19 protein-coding genes are annotated in these 22,710 nt (G+C 66.0%); 7 read left to right on the top strand and 12 right to left on the bottom strand.

The annotated features are described in order from the left end of the window. From AAG816_RS18490 to AAG816_RS18500, 3 genes are all read left to right on the top strand, one after another. Positions 1-1,394: MBG domain-containing protein (locus AAG816_RS18490; protein WP_341991147.1), on the top strand; the 1,394-nt coding region annotated here is incomplete at its 5' end. Continuing rightward, positions 1,394-3,184, top strand: coding sequence for a ShlB/FhaC/HecB family hemolysin secretion/activation protein (locus AAG816_RS18495; RefSeq protein WP_341991148.1), 1,791 nt, complete (start codon positions 1,394-1,396; stop codon positions 3,182-3,184). The genes AAG816_RS18490 and AAG816_RS18495, both read left to right, overlap by 1 nt. A 100-nt stretch (positions 3,185-3,284) precedes the next feature. Continuing rightward, a complete protein-coding gene (locus AAG816_RS18500; protein ID WP_341991150.1) occupies positions 3,285-3,848 on the top strand; it encodes an invasion associated locus B family protein in 564 nt (187 codons plus the stop codon). 396 nt (positions 3,849-4,244) lie between these two features. Here the strand turns inward: AAG816_RS18500 and adhP are convergent, their stop codons facing one another. Then, the gene (gene adhP / locus AAG816_RS18505) at positions 4,245-5,273 is read right to left on the bottom strand and encodes an alcohol dehydrogenase AdhP (protein ID WP_341991151.1); all 1,029 of its coding nucleotides are present in this window, start codon (positions 5,271-5,273) and stop codon (positions 4,245-4,247) included. 99 nt (positions 5,274-5,372) lie between these two features. Then, positions 5,373-6,893: an aldehyde dehydrogenase gene (gene adh / locus AAG816_RS18510; protein ID WP_341991152.1), complete on the bottom strand. Its 1,521-nt coding sequence runs from the start codon at positions 6,891-6,893 to the stop codon at positions 5,373-5,375. A 242-nt stretch (positions 6,894-7,135) separates the two neighbouring features. On the opposite strand from adh, the gene AAG816_RS18515 reads away from it, so the two are divergent. Beyond that, the gene (locus AAG816_RS18515; RefSeq protein ID WP_341991153.1) at positions 7,136-9,028 is read left to right on the top strand and encodes a sigma-54-dependent Fis family transcriptional regulator; all 1,893 of its coding nucleotides are present in this window, start codon (positions 7,136-7,138) and stop codon (positions 9,026-9,028) included. Between the two features lie 122 nt (positions 9,029-9,150). Here the strand turns inward: AAG816_RS18515 and AAG816_RS18520 are convergent, their stop codons facing one another. The 7 genes from AAG816_RS18520 to AAG816_RS18550 all read right to left on the bottom strand — a co-directional run bounded on the left by AAG816_RS18520 (position 9,151) and on the right by AAG816_RS18550 (position 15,864). Beyond that, positions 9,151-11,244: a methyl-accepting chemotaxis protein gene (locus tag AAG816_RS18520; RefSeq protein ID WP_341991154.1), complete on the bottom strand. Its 2,094-nt coding sequence runs from the start codon at positions 11,242-11,244 to the stop codon at positions 9,151-9,153. 101 nt (positions 11,245-11,345) lie between these two features. Beyond that, on the bottom strand, positions 11,346-12,266 hold the full coding sequence (locus AAG816_RS18525) for an amidohydrolase family protein (RefSeq protein ID WP_341991155.1): 921 nt from the start codon (positions 12,264-12,266) through the stop codon (positions 11,346-11,348). A 1-nt stretch (position 12,267) separates the two neighbouring features. Further along, positions 12,268-13,068, bottom strand: a complete 801-nt coding sequence (locus tag AAG816_RS18530; protein WP_341991156.1) for an SDR family oxidoreductase — start codon at positions 13,066-13,068, stop codon at positions 12,268-12,270. 10 nt (positions 13,069-13,078) lie between these two features. Then, entirely contained in the window at positions 13,079-13,627 is a 549-nt protein-coding gene (locus AAG816_RS18535) for a carboxymuconolactone decarboxylase family protein (RefSeq protein ID WP_341991158.1), read from the bottom strand. Positions 13,628-13,635: 8 nt separating this feature from the next. Beyond that, a complete protein-coding gene (locus AAG816_RS18540; protein WP_341991159.1) occupies positions 13,636-14,448 on the bottom strand; it encodes an alpha/beta fold hydrolase in 813 nt (270 codons plus the stop codon). Between the two features lie 5 nt (positions 14,449-14,453). Further along, entirely contained in the window at positions 14,454-15,065 is a 612-nt protein-coding gene (locus AAG816_RS18545; RefSeq protein WP_341991160.1) for a hypothetical protein, read from the bottom strand. A 13-nt stretch (positions 15,066-15,078) separates the two neighbouring features. Further along, complete coding sequence (locus AAG816_RS18550) at positions 15,079-15,864, bottom strand: alpha/beta hydrolase (protein ID WP_341991161.1); 786 nt, start codon at positions 15,862-15,864, stop codon at positions 15,079-15,081. 137 nt (positions 15,865-16,001) lie between these two features. Between AAG816_RS18550 and AAG816_RS18555 the strand changes: the two genes are divergently transcribed. Further along, positions 16,002-16,952: a LysR substrate-binding domain-containing protein gene (locus AAG816_RS18555; protein WP_341991198.1), complete on the top strand. Its 951-nt coding sequence runs from the start codon at positions 16,002-16,004 to the stop codon at positions 16,950-16,952. 11 nt (positions 16,953-16,963) lie between these two features. Here the strand turns inward: AAG816_RS18555 and AAG816_RS18560 are convergent, their stop codons facing one another. Continuing rightward, the gene (locus AAG816_RS18560; RefSeq protein ID WP_341991162.1) at positions 16,964-18,277 is read right to left on the bottom strand and encodes a cation:dicarboxylase symporter family transporter; all 1,314 of its coding nucleotides are present in this window, start codon (positions 18,275-18,277) and stop codon (positions 16,964-16,966) included. Positions 18,278-18,410: 133 nt separating this feature from the next. Between AAG816_RS18560 and AAG816_RS18565 the strand changes: the two genes are divergently transcribed. Continuing rightward, positions 18,411-18,626: a hypothetical protein gene (locus AAG816_RS18565; protein ID WP_341991163.1), complete on the top strand. Its 216-nt coding sequence runs from the start codon at positions 18,411-18,413 to the stop codon at positions 18,624-18,626. Positions 18,627-18,684: 58 nt separating this feature from the next. On the opposite strand, the gene AAG816_RS18570 is transcribed toward AAG816_RS18565, so the two are convergent. Continuing rightward, on the bottom strand, positions 18,685-21,270 hold the full coding sequence (locus AAG816_RS18570; RefSeq protein WP_341991164.1) for an HWE histidine kinase domain-containing protein: 2,586 nt from the start codon (positions 21,268-21,270) through the stop codon (positions 18,685-18,687). Between the two features lie 361 nt (positions 21,271-21,631). Between AAG816_RS18570 and AAG816_RS18575 the strand changes: the two genes are divergently transcribed. Then, entirely contained in the window at positions 21,632-21,958 is a 327-nt protein-coding gene (locus AAG816_RS18575; protein ID WP_341991165.1) for a hypothetical protein, read from the top strand. Between the two features lie 234 nt (positions 21,959-22,192). On the opposite strand, the gene AAG816_RS18580 is transcribed toward AAG816_RS18575, so the two are convergent. Further along, positions 22,193-22,576 (bottom strand): hypothetical protein, encoded by a 384-nt coding sequence (locus AAG816_RS18580; RefSeq protein ID WP_341991166.1) that lies wholly within the window; start codon positions 22,574-22,576, stop codon positions 22,193-22,195. Positions 22,577-22,710 lie beyond the last annotated feature (134 nt).

Here is a 22,710-nt window from a genome sequence, read left to right on the forward strand (position 1 = left end):
GCTCGACCTCCAATGTGGGCACCTACGGCATCACCCAGGGCACGCTGGCGGCCTCGGCCAACTATGCGCTCACCTATACCGGCGCCAACGTCGTGGTGACGGCGCGTCCGCTCACGGTGACGGCGGATGGCCAGAGCATGGTCTATGGCGACAGCCTGCCGACGCTGACCTTTGTGGTGGGCGGTAGCGGGCTGGTGAACGGCGATAGCCTCAGCGGCGCGCTGGCGACCACCGCCAGTTCCACGTCCAATGTGGGGACGTACGGCATCACCCAGGGCACACTGGCGGCCTCGGCCAACTATGCGCTCACCTATACTGGCGCCAACGTCGCGGTGACGGCGCGTCCGCTCACGGTGACGGCCAATGCCCAAATCATGGTCTATGGCAACAGCCTGCCAACCCTGACCTATGTCGTCGGCGGCAGCGGACTGGTGAACGGCGATAGCCTCGCCGGTGCCCTGGCGACCACGGCCAGCTCCACCTCCAATGTGGGGACCTACGGCATCACCCAGGGGACGCTGGCCAACAGCAACTACACCATCACCTCCTACATCGGCGCGAACGTCGCGGTGACGGCCCGTCCGCTTACGGTGACGGCCAATGGCCAGAGCATGGTCTATGGCAATGTGGTCCCGACCCTGACCTATGGCGTGGGCGGCAGCGGGCTGGTGAATGGCGACAGCCTCACCGGCGCCCTGGCGACGACCGCGAGCGCCACCGCCAATGTGGGGAGCTACGGCATCACCCGGGGGACGCTGGCGGCCTCCGGCAACTACACGCTCACCTATATCGGGGCGACCGTCGCGGTGACGGCCCGTCCGCTCACGGTGACGGCGGATGATCAGAGCCGTGCCTTCGGCGCCGCCAATCCGGTGCTGACCTGGTCGGTCTCCAGCGGCAACCTTGTCAATGGCGACAGCCTGACCGGCGTTCTCAGTACGTCGGCGGATGCCACATCACCGGCGGGCACCTATGCGATCCAGCAAAACACGCTGGCGGCCTCCGGCAATTACCGGCTCACCTACGTGGGCGGGGTGCTCACAGTCGCGCCTGCCCCTGGCGGTGGAAATACGGCCGGGGGAGGGACGGCGGCAACTCCAGCGCAAGTCGCTCAGACCGTTATCGTGTCCAGCTTGCCCACCCTTCTGGTTCCACAGCCTCCAACTGACCAGTGGGTCCAGACCAGCCAGATCGTGGTGCTGATCCAGGAGAGTGGGTCAGACACCGGCACGGCATCGTCTTCAACTTCGACGAGCGCCTCCGGCAGCGGATGCAGCGGATCTTCCTTCTCCTCCGCCTGCGAGCGCTCGCCCCATCCCGACAATCAGAATTATGGCCGCTGGCTGACGTTCCAAGTGCAATCAGCGCTGGCGCAATCAGGTGCCGTCCGTTGATGTCCCGCTTCAACCTCCGCCTCCTCACCGCCACGGCGCTTGGCCTTTTCGTGTGCGATCCCGCCTTCGCTCAGGTGCGGGCGCCGGTGGAACGCAATCTGCCGCCGGTGGTCTCCGGGCAGGGACGGTTGGTCATCGGGCCACAGGATCTGGCCGGCAGCCCCGACGATACGGCGCTCGGCGTGGCGCTCTCCGGCATCACCCTCATCGGCGCCAAGGAGAGTGTGCTCACCCGAGGCGGCCGCGGGATCCGCATCGGCGCCATCGGTGATATCCCGCACGCGGCGCTGGAGCGGGCGCTGGCCCCCTTCCTCGGCCAGCCGCTGTCGCGCAAGCAGGTCAGCGACATCCAGGCGGCGATCGCCAAGGTCTATCGCGAGGCGGGCTATCCTTTCGTCTCCGTCACCCTGCCGCCGCAGGAGGTCACCAGCGGCGTGCTGACCTTGCGGGTGGTGGAGTTCCGCACCGGATCGGTGAAGGTCTCCGGTGCCGAGGCGGGCACCGAGGCGGCCCTGGTGCGTCGGGTCCGCACAGGGCCGGGCCAGCGGATTTCCGCCGATGCGCTGGACGAGGATCTGGTCTGGCTGAACCGCTATCCCTACCGTTCGGTCTCCGGCGTATTCGCGCCCGGAGACGATGTGGGCCTGAGCACCCTCACCCTGGAAGTGACGCCGCAGAAGCCGTGGCAGATCTTCGCCGGCTGGTCCAACACCGGCACCCATGCCACCGGTTTCGACCGCTATTTCGCCGGCTTCGGCGCGGCCTTCCTCGGGGTGCCGGAGAGCTTCCTGTCCTATCAGGTCACCGGCAGCCCGAACTTCTGGACCGATCCCGGTCGCGTGGGCGCCGGGGCGGAGCAGCCCAGCTATTACAGCCAGGCGGCGCGCCTCGTCCTGTCCACCGGCGAGCGCCAGAGCATCGAGATCGCGCCGAACTATGTGGCCACGCGCCAGAACGGGCAGCCCACGTCTTTTGCCTTCGACACCACCACACTGGAAATCCCGATCTCTTATCGCACCGCGATCTCCAACCTCGTCCCCGGCCTCTATGCCGGGGACCTGATCCTGGGCGTCACGGGCAAGACCGCCTCCCGCGGCAGCTATTTCACCGGCGTGGATATTGGGGGGGCCACTGCAGATCTGTTCGAAATGAGCGCCGGATGGTCGGTGGCCCGCGGGGATGCCTATGGCACCACCAGCCTGGATGTGAAGCTGGTGGTCAATCCCGGCGGGGTGATCGGGGGCAATAATGCGGCGCGATGGAGCGCCTATAGCGGTGGCCGGGTCACCGATGTCCAATATGTCTATGGCCTGGCGGACCTCAATCGGGTCACGCGCCTGCCGGCGGGCTTCAACTGGGTGAGCGACCTCAGCGTGCTGGCCGCCGGCCAGCCGCTGCCGGACACCGAGCAGATGAGCCTGGGCGGCCTCTACGCGACCCGCGGCTATACGCTGGATGATGCGACGGCGGATACCGGGCTGGTGTGGCGCAACGAACTGCGCACCCCGACATTCGCCCTCCTGTCCACGCTTGGGGTGAAGGGCATCAGCGACCAGGTCTCGCCTTACGGCTTCTTCGACCTGGGCTGGGGGCGGAGCTATGGCTATGAGGGGCTGCTGGGCACGGTGCCGCGCAACGATTCCTCCCTGGCCGGTGTCGGCCTCGGCGTGGACTACACGCTGAACCGCAACGTCACCGCCACCCTGGTGGGTGGCTTCGCCCTGACCGACGCCACCTATACCAAAGCCGGAGACTTCAACCTCCAGGCCCGGGTGTATGTGAGCTACTGACGACTTGGGATGTCCCTCAACACCAACGGCTTCCTCGCGCGGGCGATGAAGCAAGGCATCGCCACGCGTGCGGGTGCCATCTTCCGGAAAAGGACCTGAGATGAGTGTGAAAATGGTCTGGTCGTGGGCCGGACGGTCCCGCGCGCTGGCGCGGGTGTTGCCGCTATGCGGGATGGTGGGCATCGCGCTTGCGGGCATGAGCCAAAGCGCGGGCGCGCAGACGCCGCCCGCACCGCAGACCACCACGGCCACCTACCAGGATTGGCTGGTGCGGTGCGCCAGTCCCGAGGGCCAGCCCAAAGCCTGCGAAGTGGCGCAAACGTTTCAAGCCCAAGGCGGACAGGGCGCCATCGCCCAGATCGCGCTCGGCCGCGCCACGAAGACGGATCCCATGCGTCTGATCGTCGAGCTGCCGCCCGGCGTGCGCTTGCCCGCCGGCGTGACCGTGCAGACCTCGGAGAAGGCATCCCCCCTGACCCTCGCCTTCCAGACATGTCCACGGTCCTGCTTTGCTGAGCTGGAGCTGAAGCCCGATCAGGTCCAGGCGCTGCGGAGCGCCAGCGGTCCCGGAGTTCTCACCTTCGAGGACGGCTCACGTCGCAAGGTCCAGCTCCCGGTCTCCTTCAACGGCTTTGCGGCCGCCCTGGATGCCAGCCAGAAGTAGCGCGCTGAAGCGCGCCGTGCCCATCGGCGCGTGGCGGAGGGGGCGGGCCAATCCATGGCCATGGATTTGAGCCGTCCCCTCCAGGATGGGAGTTGGGGAAAAGGTCAATGCCGAGTCCCCCAGCCAAAGGCCCAATATATTTAATAACTTAGAGATGCATCGCCCGCGCAGGGAGACCACCGCGGGGGCCCCCCACATCGGGTGTGCGAATGGTGGTACGGCCGGGCGACCGCGGCGATGCTCTCGTCGTGCGCGGCGGCGTCCGATTGATGGCGCAGCGCCGTGCGGCGACGATCTCCGCCGGAGAATTCTGGGCCGCGGGCGTGGTGGTGACGGGGGCGATGGACAGGCTAACTTCGCAAAGAGGAAGGGGCGGGGACGTCCCGCCCCGACTCCTCAGGCGTTCATATCGATGACCATGCGGCCCTCGATCTCACCCCGGCGCATGCGGTCGAACACGGCATTGATGTTCTCCAGCCGGTCGGTCTGCACCGTCGCCTTGACCTTGCCCTCGGCGGCGAAGTCCAGGGATTCCTGCAGATCGAGCCGGGTGCCGACGATGGAGCCGCGCACGGTGATGCCTTGCAGCACCATGTCGAAGATGGGCAGCGGGAAGCTGCCGGGTGGCAGGCCGTTGAGGGCGATGGTGCCGCCTCGGCGCACCATGCCGAGCGCCTGCTCGAACGCCTTGGGGGAGACCGCCGTGACCAGGACGCCATGGGCACCGCCGATCTCCTTCTTGATCACCGCCGTGGGGTCCTGCTCCCGGGCATTGACGGTGAGGCTGGCGCCGAGCCGGCGGGCCAGGTCCAGCTTGTCATCGGCAATGTCGACGGCCACCACGTTGAGGCCCATGGCCCTGGCATACTGAACCGCCATGTGCCCGAGGCCGCCGATGCCGGAAATCACCACCCAATCCCCCGGCTTGGTATCGGTCACCTTCAGGCCCTTATAGACCGTCACCCCCGCGCACAGGATCGGCGCGATGTCCACGAAACCGATATTGGCCGGCAGGTGGCCGACATAATTGGGATCGGCGATGACATATTCCGCAAAGCCGCCATTCACCGAATAGCCGGTGTTCTGCTGCTCCTCGCACAAGGTCTCCCAGCCGCCGAGGCAGTGCACGCAATGGCCGCAGGTGGAATAGAGCCAGGGCACGCCTACCCGGTCGCCTTCCTTCACATGGGTGACACCCGCACCGACGGCGGAGACGAAGCCCACGCCCTCATGGCCGGGAATGAAGGGCGGGTTGGGCTTCACCGGCCAATCCCCTTCGACCGCGTGCAGGTCGGTGTGGCACACGCCGGAGGCCTGGATCTTCACCTGGATCTGGCCGCGGCCGGGCTCGGGGATCTTCACCTCTTCGCACACCAGCGGCTGACCGAAGGTGCGCGCGACGGCGGCTCTCATGGTCTTGGACATGATGGAAACTCCTGATGGCTGGAAGGGCAAGGCGCGCAGCCTCAGCGCCGCGCGCCATCCCGTCCGCGATGGCTGTTGCGGACGGGCGGGGTGGCGTGATCAGAAGAAGCCCAGGGCCTTGGCGCTGTAGCTCACCAGCAGGTTCTTGGTCTGCTGGTAGTGGTCCAGCATCATCTTGTGGTTCTCGCGCCCGATGCCCGACTGTTTGTAGCCGCCGAACGCCGCATGGGCGGGATAGGCATGGTAGCAATTGGTCCATACCCGCCCGGCCTGGATCGCCCGGCCGAAGCGATAGGCGCGGGTGCCGTCGCGGGTCCACACCCCGGCCCCAAGGCCGTAGAGGGTGTCGTTGGCGATGGCGAGGGCTTCGGCTTCGTCCTTGAAGGTGGTCACTGACACCACCGGGCCGAAGATCTCCTCCTGGAACACGCGCATGCGGTTGTGGCCGCGGAACACGGTGGGCTGGACATAATAGCCGCCCGCCAGAGCGCCCTCCAAATGGGCCTGCGCGCCGCCGGCCAGCACCTCGGCGCCTTCCTGGCGGCCGATGTCGATATAAGAGAGGATCTTCTCCATCTGCTCGCCAGAGGCCTGGGCGCCGATCATGGTGGCCGGATCCAGCGGATCGCCCTGCACGATGGCATTCACCCGCTTCAGCGCCTTCTCCATGAAGCGGTCATAGATGCTCTCCTGGATCAGCGCCCGGCTGGGACAGGTGCACACCTCGCCCTGGTTGAGGGCGAACATGACGAAGCCTTCCACCGCCTTGTCGAGGAAGTCATCGTCTTCCGCCGGCACGTCCGCGAAGAAGATGTTGGGCGATTTTCCGCCCAGTTCCAGGGTGACGGGAATGAGGTTCTGGCTGGCATACTGCATGATGAGCCGGCCGGTGGTGGTCTCGCCGGTGAAGGCGATCTTGGCGATGCGCGGGCTCGACGCCAGAGGCTTGCCGGCCTCCAGGCCGAAGCCGTTGACCACGTTGAGAACGCCCGGCGGCAGCAGGTCAGCGATCAGCTCCACCAGCACCAGGATGGAGGCCGGGGTCTGCTCGGCGGGCTTGAGCACCACGCAGTTGCCCGCCGCCAGGGCGGGCGCCAGCTTCCAGGTGGCCATGAGAATGGGGAAGTTCCACGGGATGATCTGGCCCACCACGCCGAGCGGCTCGTGGAAATGATAGGCGATGGTGTCATGGTCCACCTCGCCGATGGAGCCTTCCTGGGCGCGCACGGCGGCGGCGAAATAACGGAAATGATCGATGGCGAGGGGAATGTCCGCCGCCATGGTCTCGCGGATGGGCTTGCCGTTGTCCCAGGTCTCGGCGCGGGCCAGCAGCTCGAGATTGGCTTCCAGCCGGTCGGCGATGCGGTTCAGAATGAGCGCTCGCTCAGTGGTGCTGGTGCGGCCCCAGGCGTCCTTGGCCGCATGGGCGGCATCCAGCGCCAGCTCCACGTCTTCCTTCTGCGAGCGCGGGATCTGGGTCAGAACTTCGCCGGTGATGGGGGTGGTGTCGTCGAAATAGCGGCCATCCACCGGTTCCACCCACTGGCCGCCGATGAAATTGCCATAGCGCGGCTTGAACGGCGAGCGCGACTGGGCTGACAGGAATGCAGGCTTGTTCATTTTATCCTCCCTCGTGATGCCGGGAGCTGTGCAGCGGCCGTGCCAATTGCCTGATTTCGCAATTGCAAACCTGCGCTGCAATGCGGGAAGTCTCTGCAAATCGAGGCTGTGTCAAATAGTCGAGATCAGTTCTGAACTGAGACCATAGACGGTCCTGGGTGTTGCATGCGAGAATTGGAGCAACACAGAGATGCCAACTGCAACATGTGTTGCAGATTGCCACAGTTCGGAGGACGCAGCCCATGGCGCCGCAGGCGACGACGGAGACTGTGCGCTCGGCGCGGCAGCGCTTCTTCACCCATGGAGAGGTGGCCGAGGGGCTGGTGGCGGCGCCGATCCTGCGCTCTTGGCAGCGTTGCGCGCAGCAGGGGCTGGACATTGCCGATCCCCCGCGGGTCGAGCCCATCAGCGCGCCCGCTTTGCGCGAGCTGCAGCAGCGCCACGATCTGCTGCGCCGGATGACCCGGCCGGAAATCGAGGCGTTGCGGGCGGATGCCAAGCTGACCGACAGCGTGGTCATTCTCACCGATGCCGCGGGCCTCGTGCTCGACATGGCCGGCAATGCGGACTTCGCCGACCGCGCCTCCAAGGTGGACCTGCGCCCCGGCGTGCCGTGGAGCGAGGCGGCCACCGGCACCAATGCCATCGGCACGGCGCTGGTGGAGAAGCGCCCGATCGCGGTGCATGGCGCCGAGCATTTCTTCCATCCGCACCGCATCCTGGCCTGCGCGGCCGCTCCCATTCTCGATCCGCGCGGGGCTCTCGCCGGGGTGCTGGATATGTCCGGCCATGCGGGCGTGCGCCATCTGCATGCGCTCGGCCTGGTGCGGCTGGCGGTGGAGCAGATCGAGCATCGGCTGTTCGAGCACGGTTTCGACCATTGCACCGTCTTCCGCTTTCATCGCGAGCGGGAATTGCTGGGTACCGCGCGTGAAGGCATCCTCGTGTTCGAGGGCGAGCGCTTGGTGGCAGCCAATCGATATGGGCTGCACCTGATCCAGCTCGACTGGTCCGCGCTGGATCAGGTGACCGCAACAGAGGTGTTCGGGCAGGCAGAACCTTCGCAGACGCCGCGCCAGATGCGGACCCAGGCGGGGCTCGAGGTCATAGGCCGGGTGATCGCCCCCCGCACGCACAGCATCACCGGTGGCGGGAAGAGTTCGCTAAGCCCGCAGTCCGCCCGCTCCTCTAAGGAGCCCCAGCCCGTGCTGTCGGCGCAGACACAGGCAGCGCTGGCGCGAGCGGTGCGGTTGCTGGAGGCCAATGTGCCTGTTCTGGTCCAGGGGGAGACCGGGACCGGCAAGGACATGTTCGCCCGCGCGCTCCATGGCCGGAGCACCCGCGCGGGGCAGCCCTTCATCGCGATCAACTGCGCCTCCCTGCCGGAGAGCCTGATCGAGGCCGAACTGTTCGGCTATGAGGAAGGAGCCTTCACCGGCGCCCGCCGGCAGGGGCAGAAGGGCCTCCTGCGTCAGGCCGATGGCGGCGTGCTGTTCCTGGATGAAATCGGCGACATGCCGCTGGGGCTGCAGGCCCGGTTGCTGCGGGTGCTTCAGGACAGGGCCGTGTCGCCGCTGGGCAGCGGGCGGCCAGTGCCGGTGGATTTCGCTCTGGTCTGCGCCACCCATCGCGCTCTGGGCGATCTGGTGGCGGCGGGGCAGTTCCGCCAGGATCTCTATTTCCGCATTGCGCCTTATGTGATCGACCTGCCGGCGCTGCGCACCTTGCCGGACCGCCGGGATCTGGTCCGCACCATCTGGTCGCGCCTCGGGGGCGCGGGACTGAACGTGGCACTGTCGCCAGGGGTGGAGGATTTGCTGGCGGACCATGATTGGCCGGGCAATTTCCGGCAATTGTCAGGCCTGTTGCGGGCCATGCTGGCGCTTGCGGAGCCGGGTCAGACGCTGGACGCCTCCGCCTTGCCGTCCGAGTTCCTGCGGGAGAAGCCGGAGGCAGCGGCACTCCCCACGGTCCCTCCCACCGGAGAGGGGGCCCTGTCGGACGTGACCCGCGAGGCCATGCGCGCCGCCCTGGAGGCGTGCGGCGGCAATGTCTCCCGCGCCGCCCGCCGTTTGGGCATCGATCGCAGTACGCTGTATCGTCGGGTGCTCTGGGACCGGCGGCGCCAGAGCTAAGTCCTTATTCAGGCTCCTACGGGCGAGCGGTATCCGACAGCGAATGGCCGTCCTCAGTCGCTTGGAGCTGCGGGTGAACCGGTCACCCGCAGCTGTCGTGATTGGGGACCGAGCCGTTGATCTCAGGCGGCGCGGACCGTGGTGAGGAAGCGCTGCATCTGGGTTTCCAATTGCTGCGCCTGCTCGGAAAGGGCGGCGGATGCGGTGAGCACATGGGCGGCGGCGGTGCCGGTCTCATCGGCGGTGCGGGCCACGTCGGCAATGTGGCTGGTGACGCTGTTGGTCCCGGTGGCCGCCTGATCTACGTTGCGCACGATTTCGCGGGTGGCGACCCCCTGCTGTTCCACCGCGGCGGAGATGCCGGTGGCCACGTCGCTCATCTTGCGGATCTGAGTGCTCACCCCGTCGATCACCTTCACCGCATGATCGGTGGTGGACTGGATGGAGCTGATCTGACTTTCGATCTCTTCCGTCGCCTTTCCTGTCTGCGCGGCCAGGGCTTTGACTTCGGAGGCGACCACCGCGAAGCCCTTGCCGGCATCGCCGGCGCGGGCCGCCTCAATGGTGGCGTTGAGCGCCAGCAGATTGGTCTGGTTGGCGATGTTGGAGATGAGGCCGATGAAGTCGCCGATGCGCGCGGCGGCCAGGGCCAGTTCGCGGATGACGTCGCCGGTCTTGGCGGCCTCCGCCACCGCGGTGGAGGACAGATCGGCGGACTGCTCGACCTGCCGCGAGATTTCATCCACGGATGCGCCCAGTTCTTCGGCGGAGGAGGCGACCATCACCACATTGGTGGACGCCTGCTCCGCTGCTGCCGCGACGGCTGTGGACTGGGTGGAGGTCTTGCGCGCCGCAGCGGTCATGGTCTGGGCGGTTTCGTGCAGGGCCCCGGAGGAGGCCGACACGTTGCGGATGATGCCGCCAACCGCCTGCTCGAATTCGTCGGCCAGCGCATGCATGCCGTTTCGGCGCGCCTCTTCCGCCCGGAGCCTGGCCTGGGCGGTTTCTTGCTCCAGCTGGTTGTTGCGCACCATGCCCTGCTGGAAGACCAGGACAGCCTGCGCCATCGCTCCCACTTCGTCCGAGCGCCGGGTGTCGGTCACGGTGACGCTGACGTCGCCGCCCGCCAGAACCTTCATGACCCCGGTCAGGCGGACCAGCGGGCGGATGACCCGTCGGGTCACGACGACGATCATGGCGATGCCAAACACCGCCGCGGTGGCCAGGAGACCGAGCTGGACCCACAGCGCGCGGGTCGCCGCCGCCTGCTGGTCCTCCGCATAGCGTGTCGCGTCGTCGAGCGACTTCTGCGCCACCGCCTGGAGATAGGTCAATTTGGACACTGCCAGCGGGGTCCAGTCTTCGCCCGAGATCCCCGGCGGCGTGCCGGCGATCAGGGCCTTCAGGGTGGTCAGGCGCAGATCGGAGAAGGCGGGGGCGAAGAACTCCCGCTTGGCTGTCTCAATGGCGGCGCTCAGATCCGGCGACAGCCGCATGCCCGCGGCGAGATCCAGCAGTACCGCCCAGGTGCTATCGATCTTGCTGACCATCGCGGCGTATGTGATCAGCGGGTCTTTCACCAGCGGTTGGCCGGCGAGGGGATTGGAGACCAGGAGTGCGGTGTCACCGGCGGCATTGCGCGTGACCCAGGCCAACTGCTTGAGCTCGAGCATCTGATCCACATAAGCATCCTGAAGCTTCACCGATTTGACCAATTGCGCCGAGGTGCGGTCCAGGAATTCAAGCAGGGCAGCGGTTTCCTTTGAATAGTCCGCGAGCAGCCCGGCACGCCGTTCCGCCTTCGGGCGGCCGAGAGCGGTCACGGATTCCCCGTGCAGGGCCACCAGCCGCTTCACCGCACGATCGAGTTCCTCCGCAACGGTGTCGTGACCGGGGAAGTCCAACGCCCGCAACCCCGCCACGCTCGCTTTCAGGGCCGGGAGTTCCGCGGTGCGCGACCTCTCAAGTTGCGGCGTCAGCGATGTGAAGACCCGATCAGCCGGGAGGTCGCGCAGGGATGAGGCCCGGTCGAGGCGCAGGTTGTGCAGCGACGTAAACAGGTCACCCGAAACGCGGGTCACCGCCGCGATACGTGTGGCCTCCGCCAGGGCCTGCGAGGATTCCCAGGCGCCGCGCGCCAGGATCCCCACCGTTGCCGTGGCCAGAAGGGCAATGACGGACGTCAACAGCGTGCTGACGGACAATCGCTTGAACATACCGCTCTCCGGATCGATTAAATGCGTGGTGCCAGATGCCAGCAAGGCTGCGGGCGAAGGTAAAATGCGGATTCTGGAATGGGCGTTTTGGTAAGTCCTCGTTACCTTTCTGGCCGGAGAGGATTGCCTGAGGCTGGAAAGCCGAACAGGGCCTGCGGATTGTCGACCAGAAGGCGCCGCTTCAGATCCGCGCTTGGGGCGATGGCATCGATCCAGTCCACCAAGGTTCCGTCGTCCGGCATGGCGCCGTGGAGGTTCACATGGGGCCAATCGCTGCCCCACAGCATGCGCTCGGGCGCATGGTCCAGCAGGCTGCGGGCATAGGGCACCACGTCCGCATAGGGCGCCCCCGCCTTCGACAGGCGGTCGGCGCCGCTGAGCTTGACCCAGACCCGGCCGGTATCCAGGAGCCGGAACAGAGTGGCACGGATGGCGTCCAGGTCTTCGTCCAGATCGGGGCGCGCCATATGGTCGATCACCACTGGCGTTGGCAGACCGGTGATGAAATCGGCGTGGCGCACCAGATCCGTTCCCGCCACATGGATCGCCACATGCCAGCCAAGTGGCGCCACCCGCCGTGCCACCATGCCTGCGGCATCCAGGTCCGGCGTCCCGCCCAGATGGCTGAGAAAATTGAAACGGACGCCGCAGACACCGGCGGCATCAAGGCGCAGGATGTCCGCTTGCGGTGTTGAGGACTTGAGCAACGCCACGCCGCGATAGCGTTCGGGATTGCCCGCCAGGGCCTCCAGTAGCGGACCATGATCGACGCCATGGCCTTGGCTCTGGACGATCACCGCCCGGGAGAAGCCGAGGGTGTCGTGCAAGGCGCGCAGGGCCGGCTCTGGGGCCTCGGAGGGGGTGAAGCTGCGATCGTCCGGCAGGGGAAAGCGCTCAAACGGGCCAAAGATGTGGCAGTGGGAATCGCACGCGTCCTCGGGCGGGCGTCGCGCGGGCGGGCGTCGCGCGGGTGGGTGGGGAGCGGGATGCGGTGGCGGGCAGGGGGTAAGGTTCAATGCCATGTCAGTCACACCGCGCGCTCATGCCGCCGTCCACCACGATCTCGGTGCCGGTGACGAAGCGCGCCTCGTCGGAGGCCAGGAACAAAGCGGCGGCGGCGGTGTCGCGGCCGTCGCCCATGAAGCCGAGGGGGATGCGCGCAAGACGGGTCTTCAGCAGCGCGTCCACGTCACCGCCCGCCCGCTGGCCCGCAAGCCGGGCCTCCACCATGGGGGTGTGCATCTGACCGGGTATGACGGTGTTCACCCGGATGCCGCGGGCGGCATATTGCACCGCCGTGACCCGGGAAAACTGGATAATGCCGGCCTTGGCCGCGGCGTAGCCCACTTGCGCCGCGCCGGTCCAGCGGATGCCGGAGGTGGAGGCGGTATTGACGATGGCGCCGCCCCCTTGCGCCTCCATCGCCGGCAGCACGTGCTTGCAGGTGAGGAAGACGCTCGTGAGATTGACGGCGATCTGCCGGTCCCACTGCTCCTCGGACAGTTCCACCGGCCCGCCGGGGGCCGAGCCGCCGACATTATTGACCAATATGTCAATACCGCCGAATGCCTCCCGGCAGGCGGCGATCATGGCGGCCACCTGCGCGCTATCGGTGACGTCGCAAGCCTGAGGGGTGATGGAGCCGCCTTCCGCGCGCACCAGTTCCAGCGTCTCATCCATGCTGGCCATGTTCTTGTCGACGGCGAATATCTTCGCCCCTTCACGGGCAAACAGCACCGCCGCCGCGCGGCCATTGCCCCATCCGGGGCCGACGCAGCCGGCCCCGGTGATGATCGCGATCTTGTTTGCCAATCTGCCGGTCATGGCGAGGTCCTCAAGCTTTCAGAATGGAGGTCTCTCCGTCGGGCAGGCCGATGTCGAAGACGTTCAGGGTGAAGGCCACCAGGGTGTAGTAGCCAAGGATGCCTACAAGCTCGACCACGCCGCTCTCCCCGAGGGCGGCGACGGCGCGGGCATAGAGGGCGTCGGATGCCCGGCCGCTGGTCACCACCGCGGTGCTGAAGTCGAACACGATCTGGTCCGCCTCGCTCTCCAGGGGCGGTGTTGCGCGGGCGGCGATGGCGGCGATCACGTCCGGCGAGACGCCCGTCTTGAGGGCTTCGCGCGCATGGGCGTACCATTCGAAATGGGAGGTCCAGAAGCGGGCCACCACCAGGATGGCCAGTTCCGACAAAGCCGGCGACAGGCTGGTGTCATAGCGCACGAACGCGCCGAGATGTTGCGCGCGACGGCCCAGTTCCGGGCTGTGCAACCATGCCCGCAGCGGTGCCGGAACTCGGCCTCGTTTGCCCGCGATGGCCTCATCAGCGACGGCCCGCTGGGCCGGCGTCATCTCGTCGAGGGTCAGGTCCTTGATGCGCATGGCGGCTCTCACAGGAGGAAATCGGCGAGGGCCGCATTGAATGCAGCCGGCTGCTCGATATTGGGGAGGTGGCCGGCGCCGGCGATCTCAATGAAGCGGCCGTCCGGCACCGCTGCCGCCAGGGTGCGAAGGGTCCGAGGCAAGACACCGTCTTCGGCACCCGCCAGCATCAGGGCCGGGCAGGGCAAGTGATCGAGGTCGCCGCTAAAATCGAAGGCTTGCAGCGCTCGCACCGCCCGCAGAAAGCCGGATAGCGGCGTTGCCGCGATCATGGCGGCTACGCGCTGCACATCCGCGCCGTTCGCCGCCAGTGTAGCCGGCGTGAACCATCGGGCCAGGGTGGGCGCCCGAAGGCCGACCATGCCTTGGCCTTGGGCCACAGCGATGCGCTCCTCCCAGGCCTGCGCGCCACCGGGCGGTGTTGCTGCCTGCCCGTCCGCCAGCACCAGCCGGGCGACCTTCTCCGGGGATTTCAGGGCCGCGCCCAGGCAGGTGGCCGCCCCCATGGAAATCCCCACGAGGTGGGCGCGAGCAATGCCGCAGGCGGTCATGATGCCAAGCAGGTCTCCGGCCAATTGCGCCATGGTGCAATCCTCCGTGGGCACGCCGGTTGCCCCGTGCCCACGTTGGTCGTAGCGCAGGATGCGGAAGTGGGAGTCAAAGGCTGCAACCTGCGCGTCCCATAGGGTGAGGTCGGTCATCAGTGAATTGCTGAACACCAGCCACGGCGCCCCGTCAGCCCCCTCGATCCTGCAGCGAAAGGCGAGACCGTCCAAGGTGATGATGTGATCGCCGGGGGAGGCGATTGTTGTGGTGGACATGGCCGTCACCCGCGGAAATAGCGGGAATAGAGATTGAAGGGATGGGCGCCGACGCCTGCGATCACGCCCAGGGAGGTGGACAGGCTGTCCCACGATACGGGCCCGGCGAACTCCGCGACCAACCAGATGGCGGCCTCGCCTCCCTGTTCTTGCCGGAACAGGCGCATTTGACACAGTCCGTGCCGTGTCAATGTCGCGGCCCTCGCCTGGTTCGCAAAGTCATCGTGCTCAGAGCGTGGCCGATAGCATGCCAGAAGCAGGGCGGAGGTCTCTCCAGCGGGGCCGGTGAGGGCATCGCCCGGCAGCATCTGGTCCGCGACGATCCGCTGCCGACCTATGGTGCGCGGCAGGATGCGCTTGCTCCACGGCGTCGAATTGCCGGCGGAGACGGCATGATAGGCCTCTGTGGCCAAAGCTGCAGTGGAGGCGAGGTCATAGACCGCAAGCCAGCGCGGCCAGCCATTGAGGCAGATCCAGCGCGATGCGCTCTCGAAGCCGGGCAGGGCGCGGCGCTGGGGGAAATGCTCAGTGTCGTACCAGTCATTGAATTCCTCCTCGAGGCCGGCCGGCGGCTCCATGGTGACCAGGAGGAGACCCTTGGCAGTCTTTGCAGTCATGGGCGTTCGGCTTTCACGAGGCTCGCACCAGGGCGTTGCGCCTGGCAGCGGCAAAGAAATTCACCAGTTGGCGGCCCATCTCTTCCGGTGCTTGCACCGGCATCAGATGGCCGCTGTCAATGACGTCAAACGATCCATGCCCGATCCGTGCCGCCAGCGGTGCCACGGTCTGCGGCGGGCGCAGGAGATCGTGGGTGCCGGCCAGCAGCAGGCAGGGCTGGCGCAACTCTTCCAGGCGGGGCTCCAGTTGGACATGGGCCAGGGCGAGGTTGGCATGGGCATAGCCCACAGGATCATTGGCCAGGAACCGTGAGCGATAGGCGGCATAAGTGGCGGGATCGCGCTGCATAATCAGCGGATACGAGCGCTCGAGGCTGCCGTCGACGATGGCGGCCATGCCTTCGGTGACGGCCAGTTCAGAGCGCGCTGCGAGATAGTCAACACGGTCGCGCTCCACCGTCAGGGCGGGTGCGCATAGGGCGAGCGCCGCGACCGCCTGCGGCGCATCGAGCGCATAGGCCACTGCGATCGCCGCGCCTGCTGCGACACCCGCCAGGAATAGCGGCGTTGGAAGGCCGAGGGCCGTCACCAACTGATCCAAGTCGTCGGCGTGATCAGCCATCGAGAATGGAAGGCGCGGCTTCTCCGATCCACCGGCCCCGCGCTGATCGTAGCGCAGAACGCGGAAGTGAGCCTCCAACTGCGGCATCAGTCCGTCGAAGCTCTCCAGACTTCCCCCGAGTTCGTGCAGCAGCACGAGAACGGGGCTCCCACGCCCGGAAAGCTCGTAGCGCAGCATAACGTCTTCGAGGCCAATCCAACTCATGCGGCAACGGGTCCAAATGGAGATTTGACGGGACCGGAAGCGCCTGCGAGAGAATTGTCCGACGCGTTCGCGCCCCCGGCCCCAGTTGATGACGGAGACCGACCATCGATATCCGAGGCCTTCGCTATTTCGTGCAGGTGGCGCGCGCCGGCAGCATCAGCCGCGCCTCGACCATCCTGAACATCGCGCAGCCTGCCTTGAGCCGTCAGCTCATCAAGCTGGAGGAGGAGATTGGCGTCAGCCTGCTGCTGCGTCATGGCCGCGGCGTGCGCCTCACACGCGCCGGCAGTTCGCTGCTGGAACACGCCAATGCGGTGTTGCGCCAGGTGGACCAGATTTCCGAGCTGGTGCGGGCGCCGGAGACCAGCTTCGCCGGGCATGTGGTCTTCGGCGTGCCGCCAGCGGCGGGTCTGGTTGTCGCACCGTTGGTGGTGGAGACGCTGCGCGAGCGCTGGCCGCATGCCTCTATCCATGTACGCGAAGGCATCAGTTCCTCGCTGGAGGAATGGCTGCTGGACCGACGCCTCGACCTCGCGGTGCTCTACAATCCACCGCCGCTGGATGGCATCGTACTCACGCCCATTCTCCATGAGCGGATGGTGGCGGCTGGGCCCATCGGCAAGGGCGAGGGCAATGGCCGGGCGATCCGTTGGCGCGATCTGTCGGCTCTGCCGCTCATCCTGCCGTCGCTGCCCCACAGCAACCGCCGCATGATCGAGCAGGCGGCGATCCAGCGTGGCGCCCGCCTCAACGTGGTGCTGGAGGTGGACAGCGTCTCCGTGACCAAGGCCATGGTGCAACGTGGGCTGGGCTGGACCATCCTGGCCCATGCGGCGGTGGCGGGCGAGGCGGCGCGCGGCGAGATGCAGGTGCGCATCATTGATCGGCCGCCGCTCCTCTCTACGGTGGCTATTGGCATGCCGCGGGAGGGCCAGTCCGCCGGCTTCACCGATGACCTGTTTAAGGATGAACTGTTCAAGGTGGTCCGCGGCGTCATTGTCGAACGCGTCGCGGCCGGGGCGTGGTTCGGCGCTAAGGTGGTGGACGACTACATCCGCTGACGCCCGTGCGGTCATTTGCCGGCCTTTGCTATAGCGGGAGTGGAGAGCGGGAGCGCGCTGGATATGGCCCCCGGAAGCGCCGCGCGTTCGGCCATGTAGGACGCGAACTTCGCGGCATCGAACGCGTTTTCCCACTTCGCGACCACAAACACGGCGACAGTGTTGCCCGCGACATTGGTCAGCGCCGTACAGGTCGCCATCAGGCGATCCACCCCAAACAGCATGCCAAGCCCTGTGAGGGGCCGTGCCCGTACCGTCTGGAGCGTGGCGGCCAGCTTGATGAAGGCGCCACCGGCCACCGTCGTGCCGCCCTTGGAGGTCAGCAGCATGATGGCCAGAACACCAATCTGCTGACCCAGCGAGAACGGCGTGTCGGTGGCCTGGGCGATAAAGCCCACGGCGATGGCCATATAGATGGCGGTACCGTCCAGATTGAAGCTGTAGCCGGCCGGCAGGACGAAGCCGACGACGGCCTCGTCGCACCCGGCCTTCTCCAGCTTCTGCATCAGCCGAGGCAGCGCCACTTCGCCCGACGCGGTGCCCGACACCAGCAGCAGTTCTTCGCGCACCAGTCGGATCAACTTGAACATCGGCAAGTTGGCGACCGCGCAGACTGAGCCAAGGATTACCAGCACGTACACCAGGGACGTCGCGTAATAGAGCGCCACCGATTGAGCCAGATAGATCAGCGTGCCCGAGCCGTCGGCGCCGACTGCCGCCGCGATGGCGCCGAACGCGCCGATGGGCGCGCCGATCATGATGTAGCCGAGGATGCGGAACAGAATGGTCTGCGCCTCCTCAATGCCGCGGAGAATGGCGGAATCTTGCTTCACTCCGACGCTTAGCGCCGCGCCGGTGAGGATCGAGACGAGCAGCACCTGGAGGATCTCGCCCTTGGCGAAGGCATCCACGATGGTGAGGGGAATGATCGACATGAAAAAGCCGACCGCCGTGAAGTCGCTGGCGGTGGTGGAGATCTTGGTAACACTATCATTCATCACGAGGTTGGTGGCATGCAGGCCCGCACCCGGCTCGAAGACGTTGACCGCGACAAAGCCCAGCGCCATGCCCACGGTGGTCAGGATCGCGAAATAGAGCAGCTCCTTGAACGCCAGCCGGCCCAATCGGCGCATGTCACGCACGTGGGTGAGGCCCAGCACCACGGAGCAGAAGATGATCGGCCCCAGCAGCATCCGCAGGAGGGCGATGAAGCCGTCTCCCAACGGCGCCATCTCGATGGCAGTTGCCGGCGCGAGCAGACCCAATGCGATGCCGAATGCAATGGCGATGAGCACCTGGACGTAAAGCTGGCGAAGGCGTGCCATGTTCGATGGTGCTCCCTGATCGGGCGAGCTTTGCCACGCCTTTTTATCGCGGGTGATTACACCAACTTCAGCTCTGCCATGTCCAAATCAATCGGGCGATATCAAGCTATGCCGTTTAGGCATGAGAACGCTCGTGGCTTCTTTGATTGAATGTGATCCGGTTCTTTGCCATCGGATGTGCGGTCGGTCGGGCAATGCGATGCAGGTGGGTCAGCCTTGCATTGCCGAGGCGCTGGACGAGATCACGCGGCTCTCCGCCGGAGACATCGAGCTGGCGGAAGGCGTAACGGGCATCTCCGTCGGCCAGTCCTCATTCTTGAAGCGGGCAGGGTTTCTGAGGGAGGAATAGCGTGCAGGGAGCGCACCATGGACAACCGCATGTGGCATCGCTGCCGACGGAACGCACCTCAAGCCCGTGTCCCTTGGGCCAGAAGCCGGTTGATCCCCTCCAAGACCACCCCCTCCATATAGGGTTTTGCCAGCACCACGGCGTTGTCAAACCGAGCCGGGAAAAGCGCCTCTCGCTGATAGGCGGTTGTGAATGCGAACGGTATGCCGCGCTCGATCAGGATGTCTGCCACGTCCCAACTGCGCTCGCCGTCGAGGTCCACGTCCAGCAAAGCGGCGTCGAAGCCTTCGCTGGTAGCCGCAGCCCTGGCAGAGTCCAGCTGCCCGAACGGCCCAACGACGACCAGTCCATCGCGCTCCAGAAGATCCTGAAGCTCAATGGCGATCAGGGTCTGATCCTCCACCACCAGGACCCGACGGCCTGTCAGCTCTCGTGCGGGATCCGGCAACGCTCTTGGCGAAATCGGAAGCGGTTCGGCCGAGGCTGACTGCGTCATTTCAAATAGGTCTGCGGGCACGATGGCGGTGCAGGTGACGCCGTCCGGCGAAAACCGGAGGTCAACGGTGCTTCGAACTTCAAACGCCAGCATCTGTTCGATCACCGTGCGGCCGAAGCCCTTGTGGGTCGGCTGCGTCACCTCCGGGCCGTTCCGCTCGATCCAGGCGAATGCCAGCGCGGGCGCCGCGTCCGCGCCGGGTGGGACCTTCCAGAAAATCGTCACCTGGCCGCCATCCGCAGACAGAGCACCGTACTTAACCGAGTTTGTAGCCAACTCGTGAACCGCGAGAGACAGGCTCAGGGCTGCCTTCGGCTTCAGCGTCACCACAGGGCCGGCGATGGTTACGCGAGCTGCTCCGTACATATCCATCTCATCATGGACCAGAGCACTGAGATCGGCGCCCGCCCAGCGGCCTCGGGTCAGAAGATCATGGGTGCGCGCGAGGGCATGCAGGCGCTGCTGGATGGTCTCGGTAAAGGCCCTCAGCGTCTGCGCATGCCTCGCGGAATAGAGTACCAGTGCTTGAATGGTGGCCAGGGTGTTCTTTACCCGGTGGTCCAGCTCGGCCATCAGGAAATCCTGCTGCGCCCGGGCGCGTTCGCGCTCCCGGGTGATCAGGTCCAGGCGGCGCAACACAATTTCAAGAATGGCAAGTCGCAAGTCCTGCGCGGCCTGCTGCTTGCCCGGATTCCAGGCGCGTGAGCGTCCGCGCACGGTCTCGCGCCATGCGGCGAACGACTTGCGCGGGCTCAGGCGCTCGCCGTCATCTCCTGGTTCCACCGGCTTGGCGGGGTTGCCCGCCCAGGTGACGGTTTCCAACAACTCGGGCCGGAACCAGAGCACGTAGTCCTTGGGATCACGAGAGATGGACAAAGCCACAAGGCCGCTGGCGATGGCCGCATAGGCTGCCGCGGGCGGATACAACTCCGATAGCCGATCGGTGATGAACACGCCCTCGCGCATCGTTGCGTTGAGCCACGCCACCAGAGCGGCAATCTCATGTCCGCTGGGGGTGACGCCCTTGCTGGTGGCTTTGCCCTCCCACCACACCACCACACCATTTGCAGGAATGTAGTCCTGCAAATTCGGCTGATACTGGGTCAGGGCCGAGGCGAGGTCCTCGTCCTGCGTCATGATCTCAATCAGTTTCGGCAGGGTGGTCTTGGCCCGCAGCCGCAGCGCCTGTTCCGCCTGGATCAGCTTTTCGCTCAGGTGCAGGCTCGCCATCTGGGCGAACAATTCGCAGGCGGCGCGCACGCCGTGGGGAAGGTGGCGCACAGTTTGATGGTGGCAGGCCACTAGCCCCCACAGCTTCCCGCCGACCACGAGCGATAGCGACATGGAGGCGGCGACCCCCATGTTGGCCAGATATTCCAGGTGCAGTGGGGAGACGGCGCGCAGGACCGCGTGGGTCAGGTCCAGAGGCCGGTTCGTCTGCGGGTTCAACGGGGGCTGCAGCGGGGCGGGCGTATAACGCGCATCGGGAATCAGGCGAATCCACGACTTGAGATACATGGCCCGGGCCTGGACGGGGATGTCGGATGCGGGATAGCGCAGCCCCAGATAACTCTCGATCTCGGGGCCTCTCGCCTCTGCGACCACCGCGCCGCTGTCGTCTTCCAGGAAGCGATAGATCATTACCCGGTCGAAGCCGGTGGCCCCACGGACGGCGTGGGCGACGCCATCGAGGAAATCATCAACCCCCTGAGATGCCTGGAGGCGCTGGATCATCTCCTGGACCAGCACCAGCGGATTGCCTTGGGGCATCTCCAGGCGGGGCTCAAGCTCGACGATGATGCCGCCTCCACTCATGTGGACCACGGCGTCGAGCATCTGCCCCGTGGTCTGGAGCAACGCCTCGAAGGCGAACTGGGGATGCGGCACGCAGATGCTTTGCGCCACCACGGCCTGGAGGCGATAGAGCGCGGAGGCACCGAGTAAATTGTCCAGTCGCTGGCCGATGATCTCTTCGGGCGGAACACCGAGAAGCCGTTCGGTACTGCCGGCGACCTGCTCGACCACCGCATGGCTGGAATCCAGCGCCAGCAGTACGCCGTGCGGCTGGATGGATCCGGGGATGTGGATGGGCTCACGGTCGCAATTGGTCAGATCGACTTGACCGAAGACCGGGTCGCGGTCGCTCATGAAACGTGCCTCTCGGAGGGGGCTGGCGTTGTCTTGGCCGCCGTCCTGCGTGATCGGTAGCACGCAATGCGCTGCGTGGATCGCACCGAGTGACGTTGCTGCGCCCCAGATTGCAGTTTAACCGCCTCCACCGAGATGAGTTCCCACCAGGAGCCGGCGCGCGACAGGTCCCACACCGGGGCCCTCACCGTTTGCGATCTCGCGCGCCGAGCGATCGGTCTCGGGCGCTGGCTATGGATGCGGCCGCGCCGCGACAGTGGGTGCACGCCTGTGGGTTGTATGCACATGGGCTGATTCGGGCCGGGCAGGGAACTCTGGGCAGTTCCTGCCGTTGCATCTTTAACATGTATGGAGAGAAGCCATGTCCAAGGCCTATGCGGGGCGCTTCAGCCTCGATGCCACAATGAGGCCGGACGGTGAGGATCTCGTTCCTGCGTCGACGCGCTGGGGTTTTCCGCCCAACGCCGAGCCGAGCCGATCCTACCGCGCCAGTCGCCTGAGCGCGACGCCGCCGGAGCCGGGCGATCGCCCGGTGGATGGCGAGGTTGAACTGGATCAACTCGCGGCGGCGATGCGCGAAGCCAACGGCCAACCGCTGCCAGGTGCCTTGCCCACGATGCGGTTCTGGGTGGTGATCCTGGCGGCTATGACGGTACTGGCGGCCTCGGCGGCATTGACGGTGCTATGAACGCGGGTCTCCGGGGCACGATTCTCCGTCGGAACTCGCCATCGGAAGTCGCTCTGATGGGCATCGGTCGTCCAAGTGCAACAGTGTAGGTGCAGCGCAAAGAGACGCGTTCAGCAGAGCGTCGTCGTGAGGCCCAATCAAGATCGCGGGAGGAGCCCGGGCGATGTCCGGGCCTGTGACGATGAGCGTGGCGCCTGCAGCGTAATGCATCTCTGCCCCGTCCCGGCGACGATTTCAGGCCGCGCAGCGCGTGCCGATCATGGCCGTTGCCCGCAAGGCTTCGATCCAGGTTTGGAACGCCTGCCATGCGCGGGCCTGGAGTTCGGCGGTGGAGGCGGTTTCCAATTGGTGAACGAGCAGCTCAGAATAGCGCGCAAGCGGGTGCCCGGTGCCGCGGTTCAACAGATCGATCGCATCGCCAAGGGAACGCACGACATGGCGATGACCATCCAACCAGATGCAGAGAGGGGGGGCGAGAGCTTGTGGCGTTTTCACTTCCAATGTCATTTTATCCTCCCGATCGACGGTCGTCCGAACCGGGCTCTCACTTTCTGCACCGGCGATGGCTTCTATGCCCGACGTCGGCGTGTTCCCCGGCCACTCTCGTCTCAGGCTCATGGCTCTTCGCCGCTGTAGCCGAAGCGCGGATCTCCCTTGAAAACCGTCGCCCGATAGGAACGCACGTCCTCTACCTTCGTTCCAAAGAAAACGAAAAGTGAGTCAGTCGGAAATTCGTTTCGCGAGCCCCTTGC

Source organism: Azorhizobium sp. AG788, assembly GCF_943371865.1.
Classification (GTDB): Bacteria; Pseudomonadota; Alphaproteobacteria; order Rhizobiales; family Xanthobacteraceae; genus Azorhizobium.